The sequence below is a fragment of the Pseudomonas sp. R151218B TE3479 genome, assembly GCF_053629195.1.
This window is the reverse complement of record NZ_JBRJHV010000001.1, coordinates 5,765,251-5,788,041: the sequence shown is the minus strand read 5'-3', so window position 1 is coordinate 5,788,041 and position 22,791 is coordinate 5,765,251. Positions and strand designations below refer to the sequence as shown.

The window sequence follows — 22,791 nt, the reverse complement described above, 5'->3', positions numbered from 1 at the left end:
CGGCCTGCCAGCCGCCGTGGCCTGACGACCATGGCGGCACTGCCGTACTGGCGGCTCTCCAGTTTCTATCTGTTCTATTTCGCTCTGCTCGGTTCGACGGCGCCGTTCCTGGCGCTGTATTTCGATCACCTGGGCTTCAACGCGGCGCGCATCGGTGAGCTGGTGGCGATCCCGATGTTGATGCGCTGCGTGGCGCCGAACATCTGGGGCTGGCTGGGGGATTACACCGGCCGACGCCTGGCGATCGTGCGGTTTGGCGCGATCTGCACGCTGCTGACTTTCTCGCTGATCTTCATCGATAAGAGCTATGCCTGGCTGGCGATGGTCATGGCCTTGCATGCGTTTTTCTGGCACGCGGTGTTGCCGCAGTTCGAAGTCATCACCCTGGCCCACTTGAGCGGGCAGGCCTCGCGCTACAGTCAGGTCCGCCTATGGGGGTCCATCGGTTTCATCATCACCGTGGTCCTACTCGGCCGCTTGTTCGAATGGCTGAGCCTGGACATCTACCCGGTGGCGCTGGTGTTGATCATGGCCGGCATCGTCCTTGCCAGCTTCTGGGTGCCCAACGCCCAGCCATTGCAGGGGCCGCGAGTCGTGGGGGAGGGCTTCCTGCGGCAACTGCGCAACCCTGGCGTGCTGGCGTTCTACACCTGTGTGGGCCTGATGCAGGTGAGCCACGGGCCGTATTACACCTTCCTGACGCTGCACCTCGAACGCCTGGGCTACAGCCGCGGCTTGATCGGGTTGCTCTGGGCGGTCGGTGTGGTGGCGGAAGTTTTGGTCTTCCTGCTGATGAGTCGGATCCTGGCGCGGTTTTCCGTGCGCCGGGTACTGCTGGCGAGTTTCCTGTTGGCGGCGTTGCGCTGGCTGTTGCTGGGCTCGCTGGCCGAGTTTCTCTGGGTGTTGTTGTTCGCCCAAGTGCTGCATGCGGCGACCTTCGGCAGCTTTCACGCCGCGGCCATCCATTTTGTACAACGCAGCTTCGGTCCTCGCCAGCAAGGCCAGGGGCAGGCGCTGTATGCCGCGCTGGCCGGTACGGGCGGGGCCTTGGGCGCGTTGTACTCCGGCTACAGCTGGAACGCCCTGGGCGCCAGTTGGACGTTCAGCCTCGCCAGCCTCGCCGCCTTCGCGGCAGCCGTTATCATTGCGACACGCATGCAAGAGGACCGGCCATGAGCCTTCGAACCATTAATTTGCTGGAGCCATTGTCATGAGCAGCCTGTCCGTTTATCACGTTTCGAGTCCTGACCTTCCGAACAAGGTGTTGACTCATTTTGAGGACATTGCCGCGACCCTGGCTGAACAAGGTGTTCGCTTTGATCGCTGGGAAGCGGCGGCGAAAATTCAGCCTGGGGCCGGTGAGGAGGACATCATTGCGGCTTACCAGGCTCAGATCGATACGTTGATGACTGAGCGGGGTTACGTTGCGGTCGATGTGGTCAGCGTTAGGAGCGATCACACGGAACAGGTCGAGCCGCAGGCTGAGTGGCTTGATGAATATCGCCATAGCCAGGACGAGGTACGATTTTTCGTCAGCGGTCGAGGGTTGTTTAACCTGCACATTGGCGATTATGTCTATGCGGTGCTGTGTGAAAGGAGCGACTTGATAACGGTGCCTGCCGGTACGCCCCATTGGTTTGATGGGGGGGAGCGGCCGCATTTTGTTTCGATCCGTTTGTCTGGCGATTCCCAGGGGGTGGTCGCTGAGTTCACGGGTGATGATATTGCTCGCCGGTTTCCTCGCTTGGAAGACTGATCTGCGTTCAAAAGTGAGCCGCTGTAAGAGCGCAACCGCCAGCGGCTGTTACCGCCGAATGAAGATGCCGCCAATCGCCCGGAACACGGCGGGCTTTTCCAAGGCGCAAAAAAACGGCGCTTCCCATTTCTGAAAGAAGCGCCGTTTTCCAAGTGAACAGCAACGCGAGTTCCCAGCAGACTCAAGCGCTATGGTATGTGGGCAGCGCAAACCGATGCTGACTCTGCAGCAGGGTGATCTGGGGCAACTCGCTGGCTTGTTCAGCCAAGTCGCGACGGATCGCGCTGATCGCCCAGGACAACTGATCGCCCGCGTGCAATTGAGCATACGAAATCGTGCGTTTGAACAGCTTGCCGTCGCTATTACGCAAGGTCAGCAGAATGCCGCCATCCGGGCGGGGCTGGGTGGTCACTTCGTAGTTGGAAAACAGGGATGCAAACTTTTCTTGAATCATGTTCATAGTTGACTGCTCCATGGTGTGGCAAACCGTGGAGGGGTAGTTGCACTGTCTGTGCCAGCCTTTGGCATTGTAAAAAGTGCTTTAAAAACAAGGCGTTATATTTTTGTTCTATTTTCGATTTCGTGCATCTTGCATGAACGGCCATCGTGCATCCTGCATTTTGCGTGGTCGGGCAACGATTTTTGGAACCAAATCGTTTTCCGGCGCTCACGCTTCGCCTGCCTCGGGCAGCAGATACAAAACATTGCAAAAACCGCATGTACAGCGCCGCGACCGCCGGCGTACTTTCGAGCCAAAATCACCGCCAGCCCGATAACAAGAACCGAGACCCACGAGGTCGAACGGGGAAGATCACCATGAGTCGTACACCCAGCGACGCCATCACCTGGGGCATGATGTTGCGCAAGCTGCCGGCCATCGCCAGAGCCGTTCCCCGAATCTTCAAAGGCAGGAAGCTGGCCAATGTCCAGGACCCGACCCAACCTTGTGGCCTGGGCTGGTGTTTCGAACAGGCCACCCGACGCAATCCCGAGGGGCCGGCACTGCTGTGTGGCGATACGGTGTTGAGTTATGCACAGGTCAACGCGCAGGCCAACCGCATCGCCCATTACTTGTTGGCCCAAGGCATCGGCAAGGGCGACTGTGTGGCGGTATTCGTCGAGAACCGGCCGCAGTTGTTGATCAGCGTGCTGGCGATGGCCAAGGTTGGCGCGGTCAGTGCCATGCTCAACACCTCGCAAACCGGCGATGCGCTGGTGCACAGCCTGGCCCTGGTCAACCCGGTCGCGGTGGTGGTCGGGGATGAGCGGGTCGCGGCTTTCAACGATGTGCGAGCGCGTACCGCACTGCCGTTCAACAGCACCTGGTGGCTGGCGGATCAGGACGGCGTCGAGGTCCCGTCCGGTTTCGTCGACCTGATGGCCGGTTGCGAGGGTTACCCGGGCGATAACCCGGCGTGCAGCCGGGAGGTTTTCTGCAACGATCCGTGTTTTTACCTCTACACCTCGGGCACCACCGGACTGCCCAAGGCCGGGGTGTTTCGCCACGGTCGCTGGATGCGCACCTCCACCAGCTTCGGCCTGATCGCCCTGGACATGCAGCCCGACGATGTCGTCTATTGCACCTTGCCGCTGTACCACGCCACTGGTCTGTGCGTGTGTTGGGGGGCGGCGATCTGTGGCGCATCGGGGTTTGCGATTCGACGCAAGTTCAGCGCCAGCCAGTTCTGGAGCGACGTACGCCGTTATCGGGCGACCACACTGGGTTATGTCGGTGAGTTGTGCCGCTACCTGATCGACCAACCCGTCGCTGCCGATGACCGCCACCACGGTGTGAAGAAAATGATCGGCAACGGCCTGCGGCCCGGGGCCTGGGCGGCCTTCAAGACGCGTTTCGGCATCGATCATATCTGCGAGCTGTATGCGGCCAGCGATGGCAATATCGGTTTCACCAATATCCTGAATTTCGACAACACCGTCGGGTTCTCCCTGATGGGGTGGGAATTGGTGCAGTACGACCATGCCAGTGGTCTGCCGTTGCGCAACCTGCAAGGTCGCATGCAAAAAGTCCCCAAGGGCCAACCGGGCCTGCTGCTGGCGCGGATCGACGAGAAGGCGCCACTGGACGGTTACACCGAGCATGCCTTGACCGAAAAAGCCATCTGCCGGGATGTCTTCATGCCGGGGGACCGTTACTTCAACACCGGAGACCTGCTGCGCAACATCGGCTTCGGGCATGGGCAGTTCGTCGATCGTCTCGGCGACACCTATCGCTGGAAAGGCGAAAACGTCTCCACCACGGAGGTCGAGAACGTCTTGCTGCAACACCCGCAGGTGGCCGAGGCGGTGGCTTATGGCGTGGAGATCAATGGCACCAATGGCCGTGCCGGCATGGCGGCGATTACCCCGTCCGAATCCCTGGCGACCCTGGACTTCAGCGAGCTGCTGCAATTCTTGCAATGCAAGTTGCCCGCTTACGCCGTGCCGCTGTTCCTGCGCATCAAGGTGAAGATGGACACCACCGGCACCTTCAAGTACCGCAAGACGCGCCTCAAGGCTGAAGGGTTCGACCCGTGCATCACTGGGGATGAGCCGGTCTATGCCTGGCTGCCGGGGACCGATACGTACGTGCGGGTGGACCGGCAACTCGCGGTGCGGATCCAGGACGGACAACTGCGTTATTGATTCTGGCTATGGCGGGCACAGTGAAAAAAGGGATGACAGCGCCCGGGTCCCTCGGGAAACTAGCCGCTTTGCGAAGAACCGAGTGGAGTTTCCCATGTCCGATACAAGCCGCCAGATGACCCCGGAAGAGGCTGCCGAGTTTGCCGAGCAGGTGTTCAACGTCGCACGCCAGGGCGACGCGGCCATGATGGCCGCGCTCCTGAGCAAGGGCCTGCCGCCCAACCTGCGTAATCACAAGGGCGATACCCTGTTGATGCTGGCCGCTTACCACGGGCATGTGGAAACGGTGAAAGTGCTGCTGGAGCACAAGGCCGATCCGGAAATTCGCAACGACAACGGCCAGAGCCCGATTGCCGGTGCGGCGTTCAAGGGCGACCTGGCAGTGGTCTCGGCGTTGGTGGACGGCGGCGCGCAAGTGGAAGGCGCCTCCTTCGATGGCCGTACCGCCTTGATGATGGCGGCGATGTTCAACCGGGTGGAAATCGTCGACTACCTGATCGGCAAAGGCGCCGACCCGAAAGCCAAGGACGCCAACGGCGTCTCGGCCCTCGATGCCGCCAGGACCATGGGCGCGGTGGACACCACGGCGCAGTTGGAAAAGATGTTGGGCTGATCTTCCTCCGGGGCCGTGATCCTGGAGTGACATTGCTCTTGTGGCGAGGGGATTTATCCCCGCTGGGGCGCGAAGCGGCCCTAAAACCTGACAACTCGCTGTGGCAAGCTGTCTTTAGGGCTGCTTCGCAGCCCAGCGGGGATAAATCCCCTCGCCACAAAAGCTCCGGGGCCACAGGTTCCTGACTCGACCGATGTGATGCGCTATCCTGCCCGCCCTCAAAACACCCTTTGCCACAGGATTCACCCCCATGAAAGCCGCCCTCATCGAACTCATCGGTAAAATCAGCTCCGGCTGCCTCGGCGAGGCGGATATCGTGAAAATCGCTGACGAAGCGGCCCAGGCCTACGCCGATCCGACGGCTTTCCTGACCGCCAACCCCGATATCAACTACGACGATACGTTCCCGATCCCGTTGGGGGAGTGGGTGGTGGTGGGCAGTCTGCCGGACACCGTGCTGTTCCAGGCCGACACCTACGTGGACCTGTTCGAACAGATCGTCGCCTCGTTCGGCCCTGGCGTGGCGTTCAATCTCAAGCCCAAGCAGCTGGCGAAAACCGAAGCCCTGACCGCGCTCAATCGTATCCAGATCCAGATGAGTAGCCTGAACAAGGAAAACGGCGGTTATGTGCTGATGAACTTCAGCCAGTTGCTCGACGATGAATTGCAAATGGTGCTGGTATACGGCAACGACGTGCCGCGGGTGCTGGAGCTGTGCGCCGAAGTCGACATCGCCGCCGCGCCGGCCTTGGAGGCTCTCAAGGTCGCTGTCCACGTCTGACGCAATAAAACGGAACCCTTGCCTGGGGACCGCTATCCTAAGGGTGCCTATCACCATTTGGGAGCGACACCATGGGTTCCACCTTCAACGGCCTGGTCGGCCTGATTATCCTGGCGCTCGATATCTGGGCGATCATCAATGTACTCAAGAGTGGCGCGGAAACCGGGATGAAAATTCTCTGGGTGCTGCTGATCCTGCTGCTACCGGTCCTGGGCCTGATCATCTGGGCGATTGCCGGGCCGCGTGGCAACGTGCGGATTTGACCGCTCCATGAAAATGCCCGGTCGCCTTGAGCGACCGGGCATTTTTTATGCGTGGGGTTTCAGGCCGTGGCCAGGGACGGCTTGCGCGAGGCACTCAGGAAGCGCAGCAAGGCCAACAGCGGGAAGGCGCTGCCGACGATCACCACCCACAACCAGCCGCCGTGCTCGTACACCGCACTGGCAATCGATGAACCGAAGGCGCCGCCGACGAAGATGCTGGTCATGTACAGCGCGTTCAGCCGGCTGCGACTCTTGGCATCGAGGGCGTAGATGGTGCGCTGGCCCAGGACCATGTTCATCTGCACGCAGAAGTCCAGGACCACGCCGGTCACCGCCAGGCCGATCACGCTGTAGAGCGGATGGATGAACGCCGGCAGGAAACTCAGGCTGGCGAACAGCATCGCCAGCAGCGAGGCGTTGCGGGTATGGCCGGCATCCGCCAGGCGACCGGCGATGGGCGCGGCGATGGCACCGATGGCGCCCACCAGGGCGAACAGGGCGATTTCAGTCTGGGACAGGCCATGGTTGCGTGACAGTTCCAGCGGCACGGCAGTCCAGAACAGGCTGAACGTGGCGAACATACAGGCCTGGTAAAACGCCCGTTGACGCAGCTGCGGTTGTTGGCGCAGCAGGGTGCCGAGCGAGCCCAGCAGTTGGCCATAAGAGGCGCTATGGTCGGGCTGGCGCCTGGGCACGGTCAGCGCCAGGACGATGCTGATCGCGGCCATCAATGCGGCGGCGATGATGAACATGGCCCGCCAGCCGAAGTGATCGGCCACGACGCTGGAGACCGGCCGCGCCAGCAGGATCCCGAGCAGCAGGCCGCCCATGATCCCACCGACGACCCGCCCCCGGGATTCCTCCGGCGCCAGGTGCGCGGCCAGCGGAATCAGGACTTGCACCGACACCGAACTGAACCCCACCAGCAGCGAGACCAGCAGAAACACATTCGGCTGGTCAGTGAACGCTGCCCCCAGCAGGCTGGCAATCGCCACCAGCGTGGTGAGAATCATCAGTCGACGGTTCTCCAGCAAGTCACCCAACGGCACCAGGAAAAACAGGCCCAGGGCATAACCGATCTGGGTCAGCGAGACGATCAGGCTGGCCATGGTGCTGCTCAGGCCGACATCGGGTGCGATCAGTTCGATGATGGGTTGGGCGTAGTAGATGTTGGCGACAATGGCGCCGCAGCAGAAGGCGAAAAGCAGGACCATGCCGCGGGTCAGAGGGCTGCCGGGCGAGGTGGGTGAATGAGCACTCATGGCAATCTCATCGATCAATTGAAAGGATGGCGTGAGGCTAAAGACTTGCAGGGCTCAGGAACAGGCTTTGCGGCTGATATCAGACATGCTTGCGGTTGATGATGAACGCATCGGGAGCGCGCTGGCGCTGTCTTTGTGGCGAGGGGATTTATCCCCGTTGGGCTGCGAAGCAGCCCCCAAATGCAGCCGACGCGATTTGTCTGAAACACAGCAGTGTCCGATTTTAGGACTGCTGCGCAGCCCAGCGGGGATAAATCCCCTCGCCACAGGACCGCGCATGACTCATTTGTTTTCTTACTGCCCGCTATAGATCTGGTCGAAAATCCCGCCATCATTGAAGTGGGTCTTCTGCACCGTGCGCCAGTCGCCGAAGGTTTTTTCCACGGACAGGAAGTCCACTTTCGGGAAGCGGTCGGTGTATTTGGCCAGTACTGCCGGGTCCCGTGGGCGCAGGTAGTTGGCGGCGGCGATTTCCTGGCCTTCGGGCGACCACAGGTACTTGAGGTAGGCCTCGGCGGCTTCGCGGGAGCCTTTCTTCTCGACGACTTTGTCGACCACGCTGACCGGTGGCTCGGCTTCGGCGGAAACGCTTGGGTAGATCACTTCGAACTGGTCGCGGCCGAACTCGCGGGCGATCATTTCCGCCTCGTTTTCAAAGGTCACCAGCACGTCGCCGATCTGGTTGGTCATGAAGGTGGTTGTCGCGGCGCGACCGCCAGTGTCCAGGACCGGCGCCTGCTTGAACAGTTTGCCGACGAAGGTCTTGGCCTTGTTCTCGTCACCGCCATTTTTCAGCACGTAACCCCAGGCCGACAGGTAGGTGTAGCGACCGTTGCCGGAGGTTTTCGGGTTGGGCACGATCACCTGCACACCGTCCTTGAGCAGGTCGGGCCAGTCTTTCAGTGCTTTGGGGTTGCCTTTGCGCACGATGAATACCGTCGCCGAGGTGAACGGTGCGCTGTTGTTTGGCAGGCGGGTGACCCAGTTCTCGGGCACCAGTTTGCCATTGTCCGCCAGGGCGTTGATGTCGGTGGCCATGTTCATGGTGATGACATCCGCCGGCAGCCCGTCGATCACCGAGCGCGCCTGCTTGCTGGAGCCGCCGAACGACATTTGTACGGTGATGTTTTCGTTGTGCTCGGCCTGCCAGTGCTTCTGGAAGGCTGCGTTGTAGTCCTTGTAGAAATCGCGCATTACGTCGTAGGAAACGTTAAGCAGGGTCGGGGCGGCGTGGGCCAGACTGCCGAAGGTCAGGCCGGCGGCGAGAAGGGAGGCGCCAAAGAAGTTCTTCACTTACGAATTCCTTTTTATTTGAACGGGGGTTCCGGGCAATTAGCCAGCACACTAGCTGCAAGCCTATAGACCTTCAAGCATCAAAAAGTGCTTTGCTTATTCCAATTTCTTAAACAGTGCATTGCCACAACGGGAGCAGAAAGCGGCGCCGTGGTCGTGGTTGTTTTTGCTGCACACCGGGCAATCGTGCTTGAGCTGGTCACCGCGCATGGCCGTGGCCAGTTCAGCCGTGAAAATACCCGTTGGCACGGCGATGATCGAGTAACCGGTGATCATCACCAGGGACGACACCACTTGGCCCAAGGGCGTCTTGGGCACGATGTCGCCGAAGCCCACGGTGGTCAGTGTCACGATAGCCCAATAGATGCCCTTGGGGATGCTGGTGAAACCGTGCTCGGGGCCTTCGATGACGTACATCAGCGTGCCGAAGACGGTGACCAGGGTCGAGACGCTGACCAGGAACACGATGATTTTCTGCTTGCTCCCGCGCAGTGCCGCCATCAGGTAGTTGGCTTGCTTGAGGTAAGGGCTGAGCTTGAGTACTCGGAAAATCCGCAGCATGCGGATGATCCGAACGATCAGCAGGTATTGGGCATCGCTGTAGTACAGCGCCAGAATCCCCGGCACGATCGCCAGCAAATCCACCAAGCCGTAGAAACTGAAGGCATAGCGCAGCGGCTTGGGCGAGCAGTACAGGCGCAGGCCGTACTCGACGATGAAGATGAACGTGAAGCCCCACTCGATAGCCGCCAGCAGGGCCGCATAGTTTTTGTGCACGCTGTCGATGCTGTCGAGCATCACGATCACCAGGCTGGCGAGAATGATCAACAGCAGAGTGCTGTCGAAGCGCCGGCCGGCCACGGTATCGGTCTGGAAAATGATCACGTAGAGGCGTTCACGCCAGTTGTCGCTGCTTTGCATAATCTTCGCCTGAACCGGAATCAGCGAAGCCTAGGGTGATTGCCCCGTACAGCGCAAGGCGCGATGTCGAGGCTGGCCTGACGCCACGCCCGGCCGGTGGCCTGGATCAGCCAGCAGGCGAGGATGAACGGCGCTGTCAGGGGAGGCAGGCCGAGGGCAGTAAAGCCCGGCGTGAGCATGATCGCCAGGACGATGCCCGTCAGCGGCAGCCATGGGCGGCGCTGTTGGCTGATGGCCAGCGCCACCAGCACCGGGTTGTAGCCGCCCAGCCCCGACAGAGCGGTTGCGTTTTCATGTTGAAACAAGGCGAAGGCCAGGCCGACGGCGGAAGCGAACAATGCCCAAGCGCCGGCGCGCCGGTTGGCCAGCAGCAGACCGGCCGCGATCAGCGCACCGGCCATTGGGTGGCCGAGAAACATGACTTGGCCCAGTCCGCTCAACTGAGCGGCCAGCAGGTTGGGCAGGGTTATTTCAATCGAAGTGGCGAGAGGCGGCGGCGGGGTGAACCCCATCAGCAGCCAAGCCAACCCGACAAAGGGCGCGGTGTAGGCTGGCAGGCAGCGAGGGCCTCGGGTGCGCTTGAGCCATTGCTGGATCAGCATTGCGCTGAGGCCACCCGCGGCGATGATCAACGGTGGCAACAGGACGGACCAGGGCAACGCCAGGCTCAGCAGCAAGCCCAGCAGAATGCCGTTGTAGCTGAACAGCCCGGCTTGCCGGTCGGCCTTGGGGTAACCGCGTCGCTGGGCCGTCAGCAACCCGGCCACCCCGCCGAGCAACGCGCCGCCGAACAGGGCGGGCGCCGTGAGCAGAATCGCCAACAGGCACAGCAGGCCGCACAGCGGATGGCGCTGGAGAAAGACTTGGCTAAAGCCGTTGAGCAGGGCGGTGGCCCAGTCGGGGCAGTGGGTGTTGGGCATGGTAGGTGTGTGTCAGAGGGACCGAGTCGACTTCATCGCGAGCAAGCTCGCTCCCACAAGGGCACCGCAGCCCCTGTGGGAGCGAGCTTGCTCGCGATGAGGCCAGTACAGACGCTAGATCAACGTCTCGATGCGCAGCGAATTGGTCGACCCCGGCTGCCCGAACGGCACGCCCGCGGTAATCAGCAAGGTATCGCCACGCTGGGCCATGCCTTGGGCCTGGGCGATTTCCAGGGCGGTGGAACAGACCTCGTCCACCTGCTTCAACCGGTCATTGACCACCGAGTGCACACCCCAGGCCACCGTCAGGCGGCGGGCGGCCTGCAGGTTCGGCGTGAGGTTGAGGATCGGCACCGTCGGCCGTTCCCGCGCCGCGCGCAGGCTGGAGCTGCCTGATTCGCTGTAGTTCACCAGTACCGCCACCGGCAGGATGCTGCTGATGCGCCGGATCGCGCAGCTGATGGCGTCCGACACCGTGGCCTCGGCTTTCGGTCGGCTGACGTCCAGCTGCGCCTGGTAGTCGGGACCGTTTTCCACTTGGCGGATGATCTTGCTCATCATCTGCACGGCTTCGAGGGGGTAATCCCCTGAAGCGGTTTCCGCCGAGAGCATCACCGCATCGGCCCCCTCGGCCACGGCGTTGGCAACGTCAGTGACTTCGGCGCGGGTGGGCGCCGGGGAAAAGCGCATCGATTCGAGCATCTGGGTGGCCACCACCACCGGTTTGCCCAGGGCACGGCAGGTGCCAATGATGTTTTTCTGAATCTGCGGCACGCTTTCGGCCGGGACTTCGACCCCCAGGTCGCCGCGGGCGACCATGATCGCGTCGCTCAATTCGGCGATTTCCCGCAGTTGGGTCACCGCCGACGGCTTCTCGATCTTCGCCATCAGGAACGCCTTGTTGCCGATCAGCGCGCGAGCCTCGCGGATGTCCTCGGGCCGCTGCACGAACGACAACGCCACCCAGTCCACGCCCAGCTCCAGGCCGAAACTCAGGTCGCGCCGGTCCTTGGCGGTCAACGGGCTCAGGTCGAGCAGGGCCTGGGGCACGTTCACGCCTTTGCGGTCCGACAGCTCGCCGCCGTTGAGCACTTCGGTGTCGATGGCGTCGCGGTGCCTGGCGGTCACGCGCAGGCGCAACTTGCCGTCGTCCAGCAACAGGTCCATGCCCGGCTCGAGAGCCGCGATGATTTCCGGGTGGGGCAGGTTGATGCGGCGCTGGTCACCCGGCGTCGGGTCCAGGTCCAGGCGCAGGGCCTGGCCCCGTTGCAGCAGGACCTTGCCGTCGACGAATTGGCCAACCCGCAGCTTCGGACCTTGCAGGTCCATCAGGATGCCCAGGGGGTCATTGAGCTGCTGCTCGACCTCACGAATCCACTGGTAGCGCTGGGCGTGGTCGGCATGGTCGCCGTGGCTGAAGTTCAGGCGGAAGATGTTCACGCCGGCCTGTACCAACTCGCGGATGTCATCGATGCCTCGGGTGGCGGGGCCGAGGGTCGCGAGGATCTTGACCTTTTTATCAGGCGTCATGTTTGGGGGTCTCGAGGATCAGGATGGCGCGAAAGTCGTTGACGTTGGTGCGGGTCGGTTCGGTGACGATCAGCGCATCCAGGGCGGCGAAGTAGCCGTAGCCATTGTTGTTATCCAACTCGTCGCTGGCGCACAGGCCCAGTTCGGCGGCGCGGCGATAGCTGTCCGGGGTCATGAGGGCGCCGGCGTTGTCTTCGGAACCGTCGATGCCGTCCGTGTCGCCAGCCAACGCGTAGATGCCGGGATAGCCCTTGAGGCTGTCGGTCAGGCTCAGCAGGAATTCGGCATTGCGCCCGCCACGGCCATCGCCGCGCACGGTGACGGTGGTTTCGCCGCCGGAGAGAATCACGCACGGCGCCGCCAGTGGCTGGCCATGCAAGGCGATTTGCCGGGCGATGCCGGCATGGACTTTCGCCACCTCCCGGGATTCGCCTTCCAGGTCGCCGAGGATCAACGGGCTGAAACCGGCTTGGCGAGCCTTCACCGCTGCGGCTTCCAGGGATTGCTGGGGACGGGCGATCAATTGAAAGTGGCTGCGCGCCAGGCTCGGGTCGCCGGGCTTGACGGTTTCCGACGCTGGACTGTGCAGCCAGTCGCGCACCGACGCCGGCACGTCGATGTGGTAGCGCTGGAGAATCGCCAGGGCTTCGGCCGATGTGCTGGGGTCGGCCACCGTGGGGCCGGATGCGATGACCGTGGCCAGGTCACCCGGCACATCGGAAATCGCGTAGGTGTATACCGTCGCCGGCCAGCAGGCCTTGCCCAGGCGCCCGCCCTTGATCGCCGAGAGGTGCTTGCGTACGCAATTCATCTCGCCGATGGTCGCGCCGGACTTGAGCAAGGCTTTGTTGATCGATTGCTTGTCGGCCAGGGTGATGCCTTCGGCTGGCAAGGCGAGCAGGGCGGAGCCGCCGCCGGACAAGAGAAAGATCACCCGGTCGTCTTCGCTGAGATTGCTCACCAGCCCCAGTACTCGCTGGGCCACGGCCAGGCCTGCGGCGTCGGGCACCGGGTGGGCGGCTTCCACCACTTCGATTTTCTGGCAGGGCGCGCCATGGCCGTAGCGGGTCACCACCAGGCCGGACACTTCACCCTGCCAGCAGCGCTCGACCACTTGCGCCATGGCCGCCGCGGCCTTGCCGGCGCCAATGACGATCACCCGGCCGCTGCGGTTGCTGGGCAGGTAGTGTTCAAGGACGTGGTGCGGATGGGCCGCATCGATGGCTGTGGCAAACAGCTCGCGCAGCAGTTGTTGCGGATCGACCGACATGGCGGGCTCCCGGAATTTTTGTTGTTAGACGAGGCGACTCGATCACTTGTGGGAGCGGGCTTGCTCGCGAAAGCGGTGTGTCAGTCAATACTTCAGTGACAGGTCGATTGCTTTCGCGAGCAAGCCCGCTCCCACAGGGTTTTATGGTGGTTCAGTTGTCGCGAATCGAGAAATTGGCCATATGCTCCAACCCCTTGATCAGCGCCGAGTGATCCCAGTTGCTGCCGCCGATGGCCGCGCAGGTGCTGAACACTTGTTGGGCGTTGGCGGTGTTGGGCAGGTTGATGTTCAGTTCCTTGGCGCCTTGCAGGGCCAGGTTCAGGTCCTTCTGGTGCAGGCTGATGCGGAAGCCCGGGTCGAAGGTGCCCTTGATCATGCGTTCGCCGTGCACTTCGAGGATCTTCGACGACGCGAAACCGCCCATCAGTGCTTCACGGACCTTGGCCGGGTCGGCACCGTTTTTCGCGGCGAACAACAACGCTTCGGCCACCGCCTGGATGTTCAGGGCGACGATGATCTGGTTCGCCACTTTGGCGGTCTGGCCATCGCCGTTACCGCCCACCAGGGTAATGTTCTTGCCCATGGCCTGGAACAGCGGCAGGGCGCGCTCGAAGGCGGCGTTGTCGCCACCGACCATGATGCTCAGGGTCGCAGCCTTGGCACCGACTTCACCACCGGAGACCGGGGCATCGAGGTATTGCGCGCCTTTTTCATTGATCTTCGCCGCGAACGCCTTGGTGGCGGTGGGGGAGATCGAACTCATGTCGATCACCACCTTGCCCGCGCCCACGCCCGCCGCCACGCCGTCGGCGCGGAACAGCACGTCGTCGACCTGCGGGGTGTCGGGGACCATGACGATGATGAACTCGGCTTCCTGGGCCACTTCCTTTGGGTTGGCCAACGCCACCGCGCCACCGGCCAGCAGGTCGGTCGGAGCCGCGTCGTGGTGCTGGGACAGGAACAGGCTGTGACCGGCCTTTTGCAGGTTCAGTGCCATGGGGTGGCCCATGATGCCGGTGCCGATGAATCCGATTTTAGCCATGGGAAAATCCTCTTGTTTTTTTGCTACTTCAGGCAAATGGAGAACTGCTTTTCTGTGGGAGCGGGCTTGCTCGCGAAAGCGGTGTATCAGTCACAGATGTGTTGTCTGGCCCACCGCTTTCGCGAGCAAGCCCGCTCCCACAAGGAAAGATCCGGATCAGATCGCGTTATGGGTTTTCAGCCAGCCCAGGCCGGCTTCGGTGGTGGTCAGCGGCTTGTATTCACAGCCGACCCAACCCTGGTAGCCGATGCGGTCCAGGTGTTCGAACAGGAAGCGGTAGTTGATTTCCCCCGTACCCGGCTCGTTGCGGCCCGGGTTGTCCGCCAGTTGCACATGGTTGATCTCACTCAGGTGCGCCGACAGGGTCCGGGCCAGGTCACCTTCCATGATCTGCATGTGGTAGATGTCGTATTGCAGGAACAGGTTGGCGCTGCCCACCTGCTCACGGATCGACAAAGCCTGGGCGGTGTTGTTCAGGTAGAAGCCAGGAATGTCGCGGGTATTGATGGCTTCCATCACCAGCTTGATGCCTTTGGCCTGCAACTTCTCGGCGGCGTATTTCAGGTTGGCGACGAAGGTTTTCTCCACCAGGGTTTCACTGCAGTTCTGTGGACGAATCCCCGACAGGCAGTTGACCTGCGTGTTGCCCAGCACTTGGGCGTAGGCGATGGCCAGGTCGACACCGGCGCGGAATTCCTCGACCCGGTCCGGCAGGCAGGCAATGCCGCGCTCGCCCTTGGCCCAGTCGCCGGCCGGCAGGTTGAACAGCACTTGGGTCAGGCCGTGGGTGTCGAGCAAGGCCTTGAGTTCGGCGGAGCTGTAGTCATAGGGGAACAGGTATTCGACCCCACTGAAGCCAGCCTTGGCGGCGGCTTCGAAACGGGCGAGGAAATCCTGCTCGGTGAACAGCATGGACAGGTTGGCGGCGAAACGCGGCATGGTGGTCTCCTGTAAATATTTATCAGGCCCCCTGTGGGAGCGGGCTTGCTCGCGAAAACGGTGTGTCAGCCGACATCTTTGTTGGAACTGAAACCGTCTTCGCGAGCAAGCCCGCTCCCACACCGGGGGTCAATCGAGCAACGAAATGGCGGTCGGTGCATCGTTGCCCACAAGCGCCAAGTCTTCAAACTCATTGACGGCATTGATCTCGGTGCCCATAGAGATGTTGGTCACCCGCTCCAGGATGATCTCGACGATCACCGGCACCTTGAACTCCTCGATCATCGCTTGGGCCTGGCGCAGTGCCGGTTGGATACCCGCCGGTTCGAACACCCGCAGCGCCTTGCACCCCAGGCCCTCGGCCACGGCAACGTGGTCCACGCCATAGCCGTTGAGTTCCGGGGCGTTGAGGTTGTCAAAGGAGAGCTGCACGCAGTAGTCCATGTCGAACCCGCGCTGGGCCTGGCGAATCAGGCCCAGGTAGGAGTTGTTCACCACCACATGGATGTAGGGCAGCTTGAACTGCGCACCCACCGCCAGTTCTTCGATCATGAACTGGAAATCATAGTCGCCCGACAGCGCCACGACCTTGCGGCTCGGATCGGCCTTGACCACCCCCAGCGCCGCCGGAATGGTCCAGCCCAAGGGTCCGGCCTGGCCGCAGTTGATCCAGTGGCGTGGCTTGTAGACGTGGAGGAATTGCGCTCCGGCGATCTGCGACAGACCGATGGTGCTGACGTAGCAGGTGTCCTTGCCGAACACCTGGTTCATTTCTTCGTACACCCGCTGTGGCTTGACCGGCACGTTGTCGAAGTGGGTCTTGCGCTGCAGGCTGGCCTTGCGTTGCTGGCAGTCCTGCAGCCAGGCGCTGCGGTTTTTCAGCTTGCCGGCGGCTTGCCATTCGCGGGCCACTTCAATGAACACCGTCAGGGCCGAGGCGGCGTCGGAAACGATGCCCAGGTCGGGGGTGAAGACGCGGCCGATCTGCGTCGGCTCGATGTCCACATGAATGAACGTGCGGCCTTCGGTGTAGACGTCCACCGAACCGGTGTGACGGTTGGCCCAGCGGTTACCGACGCCCAGCACCACGTCCGACTTGAGCAAGGTCGCATTGCCGTAGCGGTGGGACGTTTGCAGGCCGACCATGCCAACCATCTGCGGATGATCGTCGGGAATGGTGCCCCAGCCCATCAAGGTGGGGATGACCGGGATACCGGTCAGCTCGGCGAACTCCACCAGCAGATCGCTGGCGTCGGCGTTGATGATGCCACCGCCGGCCACCAGCAATGGACGTTCAGCCTGATTGAGCATGGCCAGGGCTTTCTCGATCTGCACACGGTTGGCCGCGGGTTTGGCCAGCGGAAGCGGTTGATAGGCGTCGATGTCGAACTCGATCTCGGCCATCTGCACGTCGAAGGGCAGGTCGATCAGTACCGGGCCCGGGCGGCCGGAGCGCATCTCGAAGAACGCCTTCTGGAACGCATACGGCACCTGGCCCGGCTCCAGCACGGTGGTTGCCCACTTGGTCACGGGTTTGACGATGCTGGTGATATCCACAGCCTGAAAGTCTTCCTTGTGCATACGGGCGCGGGGGGCTTGCCCGGTGATGCACAGAATCGGAATGGAGTCGGCCGAAGCGCTGTAGAGCCCGGTCACCATATCGGTGCCGGCCGGGCCCGAAGTGCCGATGCATACACCGATATTGCCGGCCTTGGTCCGGGTGTAACCCTCGGCCATGTGCGAGGCGCCTTCAACGTGGCGAGCGAGGACGTGATCGATGCCACCCACCTTCTGCAGGGCGGAGTACAGCGGGTTGATCGCGGCACCCGGGATGCCGAAGGCCGTGTCCACGCCTTCACGGCGCATCACCAGAACGGCGGCTTCGATTGCTCTCATTTTGCTCATGATTTTGTGCCTCTTACGTTTTGTAATTGTATACAAGTGGCTTTGTGCAGAGTGTATTCATGGCGAACGACGCAGGTCAATCCATTTCCTCAAGCACCTGTTTCATTTGTCGGAAGGCCGTTTTGCTGCGGTATTTCATCGGTTATGGTAATCGGTGAAGATTATTGTATACAAAAATATGAATTGTTGTGTTCTATTAGTAGGGTTCGGTTTTGCTTAAGTGAAGCCCGCGAGGCTTTTCCATAACAAAAGAAGGACAGCACCCATGAGCGTTCTAACCTTGAAAATCGCCGTAAACCTGGCCGGGCAAGCCCTTGCCGCCGGTCGTGAAATCAGCGCTGCGCCCTTGACCGTCGCGGTGCTGGACAGTGGCGGACACCTGATTGCCTTGCAGCGCGAAGACGGCGCCAGCCTGCTTCGACCGCAGATCGCCATCGGCAAGGCCTGGGGCGCCATCGCCCTGGGCAAAGGCTCGCGCCTGCTCGCCCAGGACGCCCAACAACGCCCGGCGTTCTTTGCCGCTTTGAATGGGTTGGGACAGGGCAACGTCGTACCGGCCCCGGGTGGGGTATTGATCAGGGATCAGGACGGGAGGGTGCTGGGGGCGATCGGTGTCAGTGGTGATGTTTCGGATGTGGATGAGCAGGTGGCGGTCAGGGCGGTGGAGGCGCTGCAGTTGAGGGCGGATGCGGGGGTGGTCGCTTGATTTTGCGGTGAATGGACCGGCGCCATCGCGAGCAAGCTCGCTCCCACAGGGTTTGATGCTGGACACATAATGTTCGAACACTGCAAAGCCCTGTGGGAGCGGGCTTGCTCGCGAAAGCAATCGTCCAGACACATCCAGCTAAAAGTCTGATCATGATTTTTGCCTCCCGCCGCTAGCCTTTCAGGACTTCACTAAGAAAGGAGGCTATGGAATGCCAGCATACTCAGCTTCGCACCGTCTGCGTATCGGTCGCTATGCGGAGCAAAACCGCATCTACCTACTGACAGCCAACACACTGAAGCGCGAGCCTGTCTTCAAAGATTATGGCTTGGGTAGGATAGTTATCCGTCAGTTCAGGCAGATACAAGAGCAAGGCGTTGCAGACTCCCTGGCCTTTGTCGTTATGCCTGATCATTTTCATTGGTTGATTCAACTGCATCAGGGGTCTTTGGGGCAGTTGATGTGTCAGATGAAATCGATAAGTGCCAAGGCAGTCAATGAGGCGGATAACAGGGTTGGTAGCCTATGGCAGCAGGGCTACCATGACCGAGCTTTGCGCAGGGAAGACAATTTGATCAAGCTCGCTCGCTACGTTGTCGCCAACCCACTGCGAGCACGTTTAGTGAAGCGACTTGGCGAGTATCCCCTGTGGGATGCTATCTGGATTTGACTTGAAATCGAGTTGCCGCCTTCGCGAGCAAGCCCGCTCCCACAGGGATTTGCGGTGTTCACGCATCTAGGTGGGAGCGAGCTTGCTCGCGATTTGAAGGCAACTCGGTCTTCAGTCTGGCTCACACCCCTTCAACACCAACCGAATGATCGTCTGCGCCGCCGCTTCGTAATCCGCTTCATCCAGCTTCGCCTTGCCGGTCACGGCGCTGATCTGCCAGTCGAAATCGGCATAGGTCTGGGTGGCGGCCCAGATGCTGAACATCAGGTGGTTGGGGTCGATGGGGGCGATCTGGCCGCGGTCGATCCAGGTCTGGATGCAGTCGATGTTGTGCCGGGCCTGGGCGTTGAGTTGTTCCACCAGGTCGGGGCTCAGGTGGGGGGCGCCGTGCATGATTTCGCTGGCGAAGACTTTCGAGGCGAAGGGCAGGTCGCGGGAGATGCGGATCTTGGAACGGATGTAGTGGCTCAGCACCTCGCCGGGCACGCCGTCGGCATTGAACGGTGTCGAGGCCTGGAGAATCGGCTCGATGATGCTTTCCAGCACCTCGCGGTAGAGGTTTTCCTTGGATTTGAAGTAGTAGTAGACGTTGGGTTTGGGCAGGCCTGCCTTGGCCGCGATGTCGCTGGTCTTGGTCGCGGCGAAGCCCTTGTCGGCAAATTCTTCGCTGGCGGCACGCAGGATCAATTCTTTGTTGCGCTCGCGGATTGTGCTCATAAACCCAGGGGTTCCTTGCCTGTTCTGGCGGTGGCGCATGGTAGCACCGGCTTCGCGCGGCGCTCAAGAATGCCCAAGGCGCCGCGGCTCGCGGTATGCTGCGCGGCATTATTATTCAAGGAGCCCTCTCCATGGCTGGAAGCAGTTTGCTGGTACTGATCGACGATATCGCCACCGTGCTCGACGATGTCGCGCTGATGACCAAGATGGCCGCCAAGAAAACCGCCGGCGTGCTTGGCGATGACCTGGCACTCAATGCCCAGCAAGTGTCGGGTGTGCGTGCCGAGCGGGAGCTGCCAGTGGTGTGGGCGGTGGCCAAGGGGTCGTTCATCAACAAATTGATCCTGGTGCCGTCGGCGCTGGCGATCAGCGCTTTCGTCCCTTGGTTGGTGACGCCGTTGCTGATGGTGGGTGGCGCTTATTTGTGTTTCGAAGGATTCGAAAAACTCGCCCACAAGTTCCTTCACAGCAAGGCCGAGGATCAGGCCGAACATGCGCAACTGGTCGAGGCGGTGGCGGATCCGGCGGTCGATCTGGTGGCCTTTGAAAAGGACAAGATCAAGGGCGCGGTACGTACCGACTTCATCCTCTCGGCCGAAATCATCGCCATCACCCTCGGCACCGTCGCTGACGCAGCACTGACCCAGCAGGTGATTGTCCTGTCGGGCATCGCCATCGTCATGACCATTGGCGTCTATGGCCTGGTGGCCGGGATCGTCAAGCTCGATGACCTGGGACTCTGGCTGACGCACAAGCCAGGCCAGGCCGCCAAAAGCATCGGCGGTGCGATCCTGAGTGCGGCACCCTACATGATGAAAAGCCTGTCGGTGATCGGCACTGCGGCGATGTTCCTGGTGGGCGGTGGCATCCTGACCCATGGCGTGCCAGTGGTGCATCACTGGATCGAAAGCGTGGCGGCCAGTGCCGGAGGTGCCGGGTTTATCGTGCCGACGTTGCTCAATGCCGTGGCCGGGATCGTTGCAGGGGCGGCGGTGTTGGCGGGGGTGATGGTGGTCGGCAAGGTCTGGAAAGCGCTGAAAGGCTAAGACTGGAAATACAAGACAACTGTGGGAGCGGGCTTGCTCGCGAATGCGATGTATCAGGTGGCATATTCGTCAACTGGTACATCGCATTCGCGAGCAAGCCCGCTCCCACAGGGGGATTTGCATCAGGCGTTGGGTTACTCGGCGATCTGCAACTTGCGCGACTCGGTGTACACGTAACGCACCTTCTCATACTCGAAGGGGGTGTTCAGTTGCCCGTAGCGGAAACTGGTCTGGTAGCGCTTGTCGACGCCGCGCAGGAGTAGCAACTCCGGGTGGTTGGAGCTGACTTCGGAGACGTTCAGGAAGTTGATCGCCGATTCGGCCGTGTAGTCCACCAGCAGGCCCGAGGTGTCGCGCAGGTTCGACGGGCCGAAGATCGGCAGCACGAAATACGCGCCGCCCGGCACGCCATAGAAGCCGAGGGTCTGGCCGAAATCTTCGCTCTGGCGCGGCAGGCCCATGGCGGTGGCTGGGTCCCACAGGCCGGCGATGCCCACGGTGGTGTTGAGCAGCAGTCGCGCCGTGGTTTCCATTGAACGCTTGCCCTTGAGTTGCAGCAGGCTGTTCATCAGGTTCGGCACGTCCCCCAGGTTGTTGAAGAAATTGCTGACCCCGGTGCGCACGAAACCAGGGGTAATGTAGCGATAGCCATCGACGACGGGCAGGAAGACCCATTGGTCGAAGCGGTAGTTGAAGTGATAGACCCGGCGGTTCCAGGATTCCAGCGGGTCATAGACGTTCAACGCGTTGAGGGTCGAGCGCTCGAACTCGCGCTGGTCCAGCCCCGGGTTGAACTTGAGCTTGGTCAGCGGTTCCTTGAAACCGTCCGAATCCACCACCACAGGCGCATTGGCTTTGCTGTTGTCGGCGTGGACCATGCCCGCACTCATTAACGCAGCGATAAGCAGCAGATATTTAGCCACGGAAAAACTCCAGCATGGCGTCGCTGTTGACGCGGTAGTTAAGGTTGCCGCAGTGGCCGCCCAACGGATAAACCGTCAGGCGATCGCCAAAGGTCTTGCGCAGGAAGCCCAGGTCGCCCGGGCCGAGAATGACGTCGTCGGCATTGTGCATGACGGCAATCTTCGGGCTGTCGTGCAGGTAATCCTTCAGCGCGTACAGGCTGACCTGGTCGACCAGTTGCAGCAGGCTGCCGCCGTCGGTGCGCGCGCGCCACATCGGGATCACCTGCTCGGTGAGGTAACAGTCGAAATCGCATTGCAGCGCACGCTTGAGGAACGGCGTCAGGCTGGTGCTTTCGGTGATCGGGAACTTGGGTGGGATGATCAGGCCGCGACGGTTGATCAGGTCCGAGGTGAACGCGATGTCTGCCGCCGAGAAACGGAACGAGGTGCCGATCAACATGGCCATCTGTTCATTGCTCAAGTGCTGCTTGGACTGTTGGAAGTCGTAGAGCAGGGCATCGTTGAGGTCGATGTAGCCTTTTTGCTGGAAGTAACGGGTCAGCTTGTTCAGCACCAGTTCATAGAAGGTCGTGGTGCTGTTGATGCCCTTGACTTCGGTCTGGACCAGTTTGTCCAGGTTAGTGATCGAGGTGTAGAGGTTCACCGGCGGGTTCAGCAGCAGCACTTTCTTGAAATTGAAGCTGCGCCGGGTTTCGTCCAGGTGGGCGACAAAGGCCGCATCCAGGGCGCCGAGGCTGTAGCCGGTCAGGTAGTACTCGGTCACCGGCAGCTTGGGGTTCTGCGCGCGCACGGCCTGCATCACCCGGTACATGTCCTCGGCGTCTTCCTTGGAAATGCCCGGCGTGGCAAAGCGCGAAGCGGCACTCATGAAGTCGAAACTGGTGGGCGAGGACAGCTGCACCACGTGGTAGCCGGCCTTGTAGTAGAGGCGCTTGAGGTATTCGTTGAGGGTACTGTCGTAGCGCGCACCGGTGCCGGCGATCAGGAAGATCAGCGGCGCGGGCTTGTCCTGGGTGGCCATGCGGTAGGTGAGGCTTTTTACCGGCCAGAAGTTGTCCGGCAGGATGAACTCGCGTTCCGGGCGTAGGGTCAGGCTATGGTCCGCCTGATTGATGTCTTCGATCAGCGGTAGCTCCGGACGCAGGTCCGGCGGCGTGGTGGCGATGGTCGCCTCGAACGGGTTGGTCAAGGGGTAGCCATAGCTGGCGGCGTCAATATCTGCCGCCAGCGCGGACGCACTCAGGATAAGGCCGCCGAGGAGGGCAGCGAAGCGCAAGGAACGGAGCATGACTGGATCCCTTAGAGGAAGGTGCCGAATGAAGTTCGCAGCCTATGACCACCGAAGCGGAGCCAAGTGCCATGATGGGCACAAAACAGGCACGGACGGGGTGCGATAGTAGCGGGACGATACACGGTCATGCGCAGTGGCGGCTAGTTATCTGGTATTTGCCGGATTTGGACAGCAAATCTCACGTGTGAGGAGGCGCCAATTGCCTGGAAACAGTAGCTGGCGTTCTGATGTCGTTTCTCGTTGCTTCGACGTCGCAGACAGAGCAGGTTCAGGAGCGGCACAGGTTGATGATCGATC

Annotated in this window: 22 protein-coding genes; 9 read left to right on the top strand and 13 right to left on the bottom strand. The window is 61.3% G+C overall.

Features of this window, described 5'->3' with window-relative positions; genetic code table 11:
• The first annotated feature begins 30 nt into the window (after positions 1 to 30).
• Both AB7M32_RS25055 and AB7M32_RS25050 read left to right on the top strand, forming a co-directional pair.
• A complete protein-coding gene (locus AB7M32_RS25055) occupies positions 31 to 1,176 on the top strand; it encodes an MFS transporter (protein WP_454251708.1) in 1,146 nt (381 codons plus the stop codon).
• Between the two features lie 34 nt (positions 1,177 to 1,210).
• Positions 1,211 to 1,756, top strand: a complete 546-nt coding sequence (locus AB7M32_RS25050; protein ID WP_454251707.1) for a 1,2-dihydroxy-3-keto-5-methylthiopentene dioxygenase — start codon at positions 1,211 to 1,213, stop codon at positions 1,754 to 1,756.
• Positions 1,757 to 1,937: 181 nt separating this feature from the next.
• Here AB7M32_RS25050 and AB7M32_RS25045 read toward each other — a convergent pair whose 3' ends face one another.
• The gene (locus AB7M32_RS25045) at positions 1,938 to 2,216 is read right to left on the bottom strand and encodes a DUF3509 domain-containing protein (RefSeq protein ID WP_003204481.1); all 279 of its coding nucleotides are present in this window, start codon (positions 2,214 to 2,216) and stop codon (positions 1,938 to 1,940) included.
• A 356-nt stretch (positions 2,217 to 2,572) separates the two neighbouring features.
• Between AB7M32_RS25045 and AB7M32_RS25040 the strand changes: the two genes are divergently transcribed.
• From AB7M32_RS25040 to AB7M32_RS25025, 4 genes are all read left to right on the top strand, one after another.
• Positions 2,573 to 4,399 carry a long-chain-acyl-CoA synthetase gene (locus AB7M32_RS25040; protein WP_454251706.1) on the top strand — a complete coding sequence of 609 codons (1,827 nt, stop codon included), beginning with the start codon at positions 2,573 to 2,575 and terminating at the stop codon, positions 4,397 to 4,399.
• Positions 4,400 to 4,493: 94 nt separating this feature from the next.
• On the top strand, positions 4,494 to 5,012 hold the full coding sequence (locus AB7M32_RS25035) for an ankyrin repeat domain-containing protein (protein WP_060741139.1): 519 nt from the start codon (positions 4,494 to 4,496) through the stop codon (positions 5,010 to 5,012).
• A 250-nt stretch (positions 5,013 to 5,262) separates the two neighbouring features.
• Positions 5,263 to 5,793: a hypothetical protein gene (locus AB7M32_RS25030; RefSeq protein WP_454251705.1), complete on the top strand. Its 531-nt coding sequence runs from the start codon at positions 5,263 to 5,265 to the stop codon at positions 5,791 to 5,793.
• Positions 5,794 to 5,864: 71 nt separating this feature from the next.
• On the top strand, positions 5,865 to 6,056 hold the full coding sequence (locus AB7M32_RS25025; RefSeq protein ID WP_003204476.1) for a PLDc N-terminal domain-containing protein: 192 nt from the start codon (positions 5,865 to 5,867) through the stop codon (positions 6,054 to 6,056).
• A 59-nt stretch (positions 6,057 to 6,115) separates the two neighbouring features.
• Here AB7M32_RS25025 and AB7M32_RS25020 read toward each other — a convergent pair whose 3' ends face one another.
• From AB7M32_RS25020 to gcl, 9 genes are all read right to left on the bottom strand, one after another.
• Positions 6,116 to 7,318 carry an MFS transporter gene (locus tag AB7M32_RS25020; protein WP_454251704.1) on the bottom strand — a complete coding sequence of 401 codons (1,203 nt, stop codon included), beginning with the start codon at positions 7,316 to 7,318 and terminating at the stop codon, positions 6,116 to 6,118.
• A 294-nt stretch (positions 7,319 to 7,612) separates the two neighbouring features.
• A complete protein-coding gene (locus tag AB7M32_RS25015; protein WP_454251703.1) occupies positions 7,613 to 8,611 on the bottom strand; it encodes a sulfate ABC transporter substrate-binding protein in 999 nt (332 codons plus the stop codon).
• A gap of 96 nt (positions 8,612 to 8,707) precedes the next feature.
• Complete coding sequence (locus tag AB7M32_RS25010) at positions 8,708 to 9,532, bottom strand: ion transporter (protein ID WP_072406483.1); 825 nt, start codon at positions 9,530 to 9,532, stop codon at positions 8,708 to 8,710.
• Between the two features lie 20 nt (positions 9,533 to 9,552).
• Positions 9,553 to 10,452 carry an urea transporter gene (locus tag AB7M32_RS25005; RefSeq protein WP_454251702.1) on the bottom strand — a complete coding sequence of 300 codons (900 nt, stop codon included), beginning with the start codon at positions 10,450 to 10,452 and terminating at the stop codon, positions 9,553 to 9,555.
• 114 nt (positions 10,453 to 10,566) lie between these two features.
• A complete protein-coding gene (pyk, locus tag AB7M32_RS25000; RefSeq protein WP_454251701.1) occupies positions 10,567 to 11,982 on the bottom strand; it encodes a pyruvate kinase in 1,416 nt (471 codons plus the stop codon).
• Positions 11,972 to 13,252 carry a glycerate kinase type-2 family protein gene (locus AB7M32_RS24995; protein WP_454251700.1) on the bottom strand — a complete coding sequence of 427 codons (1,281 nt, stop codon included), beginning with the start codon at positions 13,250 to 13,252 and terminating at the stop codon, positions 11,972 to 11,974. Before AB7M32_RS24995 ends, pyk begins: the two co-directional genes overlap by 11 nt.
• Before the next feature lie 151 nt (positions 13,253 to 13,403).
• Positions 13,404 to 14,294, bottom strand: a complete 891-nt coding sequence (locus AB7M32_RS24990; RefSeq protein ID WP_454251699.1) for a 2-hydroxy-3-oxopropionate reductase — start codon at positions 14,292 to 14,294, stop codon at positions 13,404 to 13,406.
• 156 nt (positions 14,295 to 14,450) lie between these two features.
• Positions 14,451 to 15,233 (bottom strand): hydroxypyruvate isomerase, encoded by a 783-nt coding sequence (gene hyi, locus AB7M32_RS24985; RefSeq protein WP_454251698.1) that lies wholly within the window; start codon positions 15,231 to 15,233, stop codon positions 14,451 to 14,453.
• Between the two features lie 129 nt (positions 15,234 to 15,362).
• The gene (gene gcl, locus AB7M32_RS24980; protein WP_060741149.1) at positions 15,363 to 17,138 is read right to left on the bottom strand and encodes a glyoxylate carboligase; all 1,776 of its coding nucleotides are present in this window, start codon (positions 17,136 to 17,138) and stop codon (positions 15,363 to 15,365) included.
• A gap of 265 nt (positions 17,139 to 17,403) precedes the next feature.
• On the opposite strand from gcl, the gene AB7M32_RS24975 reads away from it, so the two are divergent.
• Both AB7M32_RS24975 and AB7M32_RS24970 read left to right on the top strand, forming a co-directional pair.
• A complete protein-coding gene (locus AB7M32_RS24975) occupies positions 17,404 to 17,844 on the top strand; it encodes a GlcG/HbpS family heme-binding protein (RefSeq protein ID WP_454251697.1) in 441 nt (146 codons plus the stop codon).
• A 211-nt stretch (positions 17,845 to 18,055) separates the two neighbouring features.
• Positions 18,056 to 18,514 carry an REP-associated tyrosine transposase gene (locus AB7M32_RS24970; RefSeq protein WP_454251696.1) on the top strand — a complete coding sequence of 153 codons (459 nt, stop codon included), beginning with the start codon at positions 18,056 to 18,058 and terminating at the stop codon, positions 18,512 to 18,514.
• Between the two features lie 111 nt (positions 18,515 to 18,625).
• Here the strand turns inward: AB7M32_RS24970 and AB7M32_RS24965 are convergent, their stop codons facing one another.
• Positions 18,626 to 19,231: a TetR/AcrR family transcriptional regulator gene (locus tag AB7M32_RS24965; protein ID WP_014339596.1), complete on the bottom strand. Its 606-nt coding sequence runs from the start codon at positions 19,229 to 19,231 to the stop codon at positions 18,626 to 18,628.
• Positions 19,232 to 19,362: 131 nt separating this feature from the next.
• Between AB7M32_RS24965 and AB7M32_RS24960 the strand changes: the two genes are divergently transcribed.
• Positions 19,363 to 20,277 carry a DUF808 domain-containing protein gene (locus tag AB7M32_RS24960; protein WP_158457664.1) on the top strand — a complete coding sequence of 305 codons (915 nt, stop codon included), beginning with the start codon at positions 19,363 to 19,365 and terminating at the stop codon, positions 20,275 to 20,277.
• 134 nt (positions 20,278 to 20,411) lie between these two features.
• On the opposite strand, the gene AB7M32_RS24955 is transcribed toward AB7M32_RS24960, so the two are convergent.
• Together AB7M32_RS24955 and AB7M32_RS24950 are read right to left on the bottom strand one after the other, a co-directional pair.
• Positions 20,412 to 21,200 (bottom strand): MlaA family lipoprotein, encoded by a 789-nt coding sequence (locus AB7M32_RS24955; protein WP_454251695.1) that lies wholly within the window; start codon positions 21,198 to 21,200, stop codon positions 20,412 to 20,414.
• A complete protein-coding gene (locus AB7M32_RS24950) occupies positions 21,193 to 22,491 on the bottom strand; it encodes an alpha/beta fold hydrolase (protein WP_060741153.1) in 1,299 nt (432 codons plus the stop codon). Before AB7M32_RS24950 ends, AB7M32_RS24955 begins: the two co-directional genes overlap by 8 nt.
• Positions 22,492 to 22,791 lie beyond the last annotated feature (300 nt).